We start from the raw sequence: 5,892 nt of genomic DNA on the forward strand, positions 1-5,892 counted from the left end.
AGGTTGACTGTTACACCTAAAATTCCACTTTCTCCGGCGTCTTGGATTCCGTCTGCGTTTAAGTCTTCAAATACGAAGTCTCCTAAACTTGCTAGTTCTACTAATCCTGCATCTAGGGTTAGGTTGTTTTCTCCACTAATGAGAGTAACGCTTTGAGTTAATCCTGTTATGGGGTCGGCATCAGAATCAGCTGTATCATCGCCTCCTTGGTCAGCAGGGCTGAAGATGAATCCGTCTGGGGCGACAAATTCTACTTGATAATCCCCTGGAACTAGGTCGGTGAATAGATACTGGCCACCGTTACTTGTTACTTGTGTACCAACTACTTGACCATTCTGAATTAGGTTGACGGTTACACCATCTAATCCTACTTCTCCTGCATCTTGGATGCCGTCTGCGTCTGCGTCGATGAAGACTTGGTCTCCCAAGGAAGCTAAATTGTAGAACCCTGCATCGATGGTATCGTCGTTTTCTATTGAGGCTAGGTTGGTAGTTACTGATGTTCCATCTGAATCGATAGTATCATCCTCTCCCACATTCACTGGACTCGATTCAGTAAAGCCATCAGGAGTTGTAAATTCTACTGTGTAGTCTCCTGGGTTGAGGTTGGTGAAGTTGTAAATACCTGCTGCATCTGTGGTGGTGGTGAGTGTATCCGTTACACCGTCTCCATTTACGTCTCCTGTTAGGGTAACGGTTGCTCCTGCAATTCCTTCTTCCCCTGCGTCTTGGATTCCGTTTGCGTTGAGATCATGGAATACGAAGTTTCCTAAGGAGGCTAAGGGGATGGTATCTGGTGGAGTGCCATCTTCAAATTCAAACAAGAAATCGGCTGTTGTTGTTGGTTGTCCGAATGCTTGGAATTGGTCAAAAGCAAAACCGACAAAGTTACGGTCTTTTTCGCCAACAAAGGAAATACGAACAAAATCTACAATCGGCCCTTGTTCTCCTGTGTCAAATGACCATTGCCAGCCTCTCCCGTCCAAAGAACTCCGATTGTATAACCATCCATCAATGCTACGACCAAGGGGATCTGTTGTTGTTAATTCGCTATCGTCATAGATAGGATTGTTAGCGTCGCTAATTGGAACCCATACTGCTTGGCCCACAGGACTTAGTTGTTCCAACTCCTCTAACTCAACAGGAGCAGTGGTTGGATCATTATCGTCGTCAGTGAAAAATTCAACTTTCCATTGTTCCGCTTCCTGTAGTTGGGGGGGGTTATAACTACCATCGACGTTATAAACGGTGTCAATATCGACAATCACCCCACTTCCTGATGATGTTGGTAAGGTATATTCAATCAGGAAGGTTGGTACTGTGCTGTCTCCTCGTTGAAGACCACTTCCTCTCAAAAAATAGTCTCCTAAAAATCCATTTTGCGTTTCCTGTCTTGTTTGTTCGTCTGTTTCTACGTCAAACTGTTGGGGAAAGGGATTGGGTGTGTATGTGCCATTGCTTTGCAATTCTCCAAACGGACCTGTCAAAAAGTCATTAACAAAGCCAACTCCATCGTTGAAGGTGTCGTTGGGGCCGTTAGGATCAACCGGATTAGTCCCCTCCAGAAACATGGATCTACCACCTTCTAAAGCATCCCCAATAAAGTTCTGATTGTCATCCCACCAGAACTTAAAGCCAATATCTGCCCACACCTGGTCAGCTTCTGAGTCTAGGGCAATATTATCTGCATCCCCTCCATTTGCTAATAAATCATCCGCATCTTCAAAGTCCGTCCCACCAATCTGAACTTGATCATCAGTAATAGTTATGGTATAAACCTTATCCAAATCAGTTAAAGGGCTTTCCACAATATCTATTTGTGTTGAGCCTCTGGGGTCGTCGTTGGGGTCTATTTGTGACCCACTATTGGGATCGATGGGAGCATCGGGAATAACATATGCAAATCCGCTCAACGTGGGAGTTGCATAACCGTTTAAAAAATCGTCGTCAGTATCAATAACCCGAACAATAAATTGTTTTGGGCCGCTACTTACGTCTATGTTATTAAATTGATAATTTCCGCTTGAATCAGTTGTTGTTACGAATTCTGGGACTAAATCTGCGTTACCATTTCCATCAATCTCATATAAAGCAACGGTCCAACCCTGAAGAGGGATATCTACTATAGGATCTAGAACTCCGTCTCCATTTGTGTCAAATAGTAAAGTTCCTGATAAGCTTGGCACTGTACTACACTCCTTAAAATTTTAGTTTGGTTTTAGGAAAATAACAAAAAAATATACCTAAAAATAAAGATTCAAAAAGCTAAGGAGGTTTCAGAAGATTAAATCATATATCTACTTCATCCACTTATGTGTTTTTTCCCACTGTGCGTCCAGGTAGGTACTTTCCTGGTGAACGATAAAGTTCTATTGGTTATTTTCCGTGTATACGTCCAAGTCTAATAAGCACCTACAGAAAATGTCAATACTAAAATGCAATATTTTAATATTTTCCGTGCAAATACAGAATAATTGCTTTTGTTTTCTAAAATTTTACATTACTTTAATAAAATTTTAAGTGTTTTTACTTAAGAACAATTAAATATCTTCACAAGAATGAACTGTGGTACAGTAATGGGGGCGGTAATGCGCGCAAGGTATAACAGGTGACCGACTTCTGGAAAGCGCACCAAGATGCAAAGACTTGTTTTTAATCAATCTCCAATCTCCAATCTTCCGTCAATAAGATAAGATTTGTATAGTATTCTCCTTGAGAATTTCTTTATATTATAAAAATTATCAATCTCCTGTTTTCTCAATAGGAAAGCTTCAAAAAATATGAAATGGTGTGTTTTGATCACAACTTATAATCGCTGTCAGTTACTCAAAAGAGCAATCAATTCAGCTATCAAACAAACACTTCCTTGCGAAATTGTGGTGATTGATGATGCTTCTACGGATGAAACAGGGAATTATCTTAGAAGTTTAGGAAATAACATCAAATTTCACAGTAATGATCGCAATTTGGGTCATTCTGCTTCGGTAAATCGGGGTGTCCAGCTTGCGGATGCAGATTGGATTAAAATGTTAGATGATGACGATTATCTGGCAGCAAATTGCCTTGAGATAATGGATACAATGGTGTTAGCTTATCCGCAAGTAGTCATTTGTTCGGTAAAAGCGATTCAAATGGATGAAAATGGCAGAAAATGCGGAAAAACTCCTTCTGTTGGTTCTCAAAAAATAACCCATATTCCTCAGTCTAAGATACATTATCAAATGCTCATCGAAAGATTGCCATTTGGGACTCCTGTTCAAGTGGGATTTCGGAAAGATGCTTTCCTCAATGCTGGTGGTTGGGATTCTCAACTAGATTTACATTACGATGATATTGATTCTTGGCTGAGAATTGCTCAATTTGGAGATGCTCTTTTTATTAATCAATATTTAGCTTATCGTTATGTTTGGCCAGGAGGGTATAATAAGCAATTACCGATTAAACAAAGATTAGCAATAAATTGGTTGATTAAACAGCGACTTTATTCCCTTATTGATGACCAATGTTACACGGATTTACCTTCTTTATGTGATTTGCACAATTACCTACAATTATATTGGGCATTAATTGCTTTTAAACAGTTAGAATTGTTTACTTTTTATGAACTGATTTTTCCAGCTATTTTATCTATTCAAGCTTGGCGTTTATTATTTAACGCACTATTTATTCCTAAAAGTTTCAAGATAAATTTACTATAATGAACCCTGTTATGCACTTACTGAACAATAAGTTGAATTTTACTGTTGCTATTGTTACCTATAATGGTGCAATCCGATTAACTGATGTCTTTGAAAAACTTAGAGATCAAAGTAATACAGAGAATATTGCTTGGGAAGTATTGGTGGTTGATAATAATAGCACAGATCAGACCAAAGAGATCATCTACAGTTGGCAACATAATTCGTCGTTTCCAGTTAGTTTAAGATATACTTTTGAAGAAAAACAAGGTGCAGGTTATGCTCGTAAAAAAGCAATTAAGGAGGCTCAATCGGATTTAATTGGCTTTCTAGATGATGATAATTTACCGATGGATAATTGGGTGATTTCTGCTTATAAGTTTGCTCAAAAGTATCCGAAAGCCGGTGCTTATGGAAGTCAGATTCATGGAGAATATGAGGCTGAGCCTCCTGTTAATTTTGAACGAATTAAAGCTTTTTTAGCGATTACAGAAAGGGGAAATAAGCCATTATTGTATAATCCTAAATCTAGATTTTTACCGCCTTCTGCTGGATTAGTTGTCCGTCGACAAGCATGGTTAGAAACTGTTCCTAATGACTGTATTTTAACGGGGCCAATCAAAGAGAATATGCTGAATTCTGAGGACTTAGAGGCGTTAAGTTATCTTCAACAGTCTGATTGGGAAATTTGGTACAATCCCGAGATGGAGGTGTTACATAAAATTCCTAAATATCGTTTAACCAAAGACTATCTAGTTGAACACTTAGGATGGATCGGATTGAGTCGTTATATTACGAGAACAGTCGGCAGAAAACCAATTTTTATACCTTTAATTGTAGTAGCTTATTGGCTTAATGATTTGAAAAAAATGATCATTCATATTTTTAAATATGGTCTAATCTTGAAGGAGGATATTGTTGCTGCTGCTGAGAGAGAATTAATTATTAAAAGTTTTTTTAGTCCCTTTTATTTTTGGTTAAAATGAATCATTTTCGACAACTAATTGGACAATCGGCCGGAGTTACTTTATTACAACAAGCGATCTCTCAAAATCGTATTGCTCCTGCTTATCTTTTTGCTGGTCCTGGTGGTGTGGGAAGAGCTTTGGGAGCTAAATGTTTTGCTCAATTACTGTTATCTTTGAATTTATCTGAGGAAAAGCAAATTAAGCTGAAAAAACGGGTCTGGGACAAAAATCATCCTGACTTATATTGGGTGGAACCAACTTATCTACATCAGGGACAATTATTAACAGCTAAACAAGCAGAAGAAACGGGACTAAAACGTAAAGCACCTCCTCAAGTTCGCATCGAACAAATTCGGGATATTACTCAATTTTTGAGTCGTCCTCCCCTAGAAGCATCTCGCTGTGTGGTAGTAATAGAGGCAGCAGAAACTATGACTGAAGCTGCGGCCAATGGTTTATTAAAAACGTTAGAAGAACCTGGGAAAGCAACTTTAATTTTGATTGCTCCTAGTGTTGATTCTTTGCTACCTACTTTAGTTTCTCGTTGCCAAAAAATACCTTTTTATCGTCTTTCTGAAACTCATGTTAAGACAATTTTGGGTCGATTAGGTTACGAGGAAATTATCGAGCATCCTGATATTATTGGTTTGAGTCAAGGGAGTCCAGGGGAAGCAATCTCAGCTTGGCAACAGTTACAAAATATCCCTTTTGAACTACGACAAAAATTAAAAAAAATGCCGAAAACGTCTTTAGATGCTTTACAATTAGCGAAAGAAATTACCAAAGAATTAGATAATGATGCACAGTTATGGTTAATTAATTATCTACAGTATTTTTATTGGCAAAAATACCAGGATCAAATGTTTCTAAAAAATTTAGAATCTGCTAAAAAACAACTTTTAAGTTACGTACAACCTCGTTTAGTCTGGGACTGTTTATTAATTAATGTCTCTTGATCATGCGAAGATGCAAAAATCGCAATACTGCAAAAGCATAGCAGTACACATTACCCAATCATGAAGGGGCTATTTTGTATTTCATCTCAGTTAAGGCTCTCTCGTAGTTATGGTGATAAGTAAAACTTATACTTCGTAGGGTTGGTAAGGAGTTGAACTACCCCAACTTTAGAAGTTGGGGATTCTTTACACGATAAAGTATCGTCTTGGAGCGTCCAAAAGCCCCTCTAATACCTCTCTCTTTTCAAAGAGATTGGCTTTACTTTTACGTCCAATGTTAGCAGAACCATT

At 38.3% G+C, this 5,892-nt stretch carries 4 protein-coding genes; 3 read left to right on the forward strand and 1 reads right to left on the reverse strand.

The window, feature by feature from the left end:
• Positions 1-2,186 (reverse strand): SdrD B-like domain-containing protein (locus tag QNJ66_RS25490; RefSeq protein ID WP_300511470.1); only part of this gene is annotated, 2,186 nt, incomplete at its 3' end.
• Positions 2,187-2,780: 594 nt separating this feature from the next.
• Between QNJ66_RS25490 and QNJ66_RS25495 the strand changes: the two genes are divergently transcribed.
• Genes QNJ66_RS25495 through QNJ66_RS25505 form a run of 3 tightly spaced genes read left to right on the forward strand, consistent with a single transcriptional unit; the run spans position 2,781 to position 5,601 of the window.
• The gene (locus QNJ66_RS25495) at positions 2,781-3,698 is read left to right on the forward strand and encodes a glycosyltransferase family A protein (RefSeq protein ID WP_300511471.1); all 918 of its coding nucleotides are present in this window, start codon (positions 2,781-2,783) and stop codon (positions 3,696-3,698) included.
• An 11-nt stretch (positions 3,699-3,709) separates the two neighbouring features.
• Positions 3,710-4,663, forward strand: a complete 954-nt coding sequence (gene hpsE, locus QNJ66_RS25500) for a hormogonium polysaccharide biosynthesis glycosyltransferase HpsE (RefSeq protein ID WP_300511472.1) — start codon at positions 3,710-3,712, stop codon at positions 4,661-4,663.
• Positions 4,660-5,601: a DNA polymerase III subunit delta' gene (locus QNJ66_RS25505; RefSeq protein ID WP_300511473.1), complete on the forward strand. Its 942-nt coding sequence runs from the start codon at positions 4,660-4,662 to the stop codon at positions 5,599-5,601. The genes hpsE and QNJ66_RS25505 overlap by 4 nt, the downstream gene beginning before the upstream one ends.
• Positions 5,602-5,892 lie beyond the last annotated feature (291 nt).

The organism is Crocosphaera sp., from assembly GCF_030064895.1.
Classification (GTDB): Bacteria; Cyanobacteriota; Cyanobacteriia; order Cyanobacteriales; family Microcystaceae; genus Crocosphaera.

Excerpts from the sequence above, each read along its gene's own strand:
- QNJ66_RS25495 (WP_300511471.1), top strand. The coding sequence starts at position 2,781 with ATGAAATGGTGTGTTTTGATCACAACTTATAATCGCTGTCAGTTACTC.
- hpsE (WP_300511472.1), top strand. The coding sequence starts at position 3,710 with ATGCACTTACTGAACAATAAGTTGAATTTTACTGTTGCTATTGTTACC.
- QNJ66_RS25505 (WP_300511473.1), top strand. The coding sequence starts at position 4,660 with ATGAATCATTTTCGACAACTAATTGGACAATCGGCCGGAGTTACTTTA.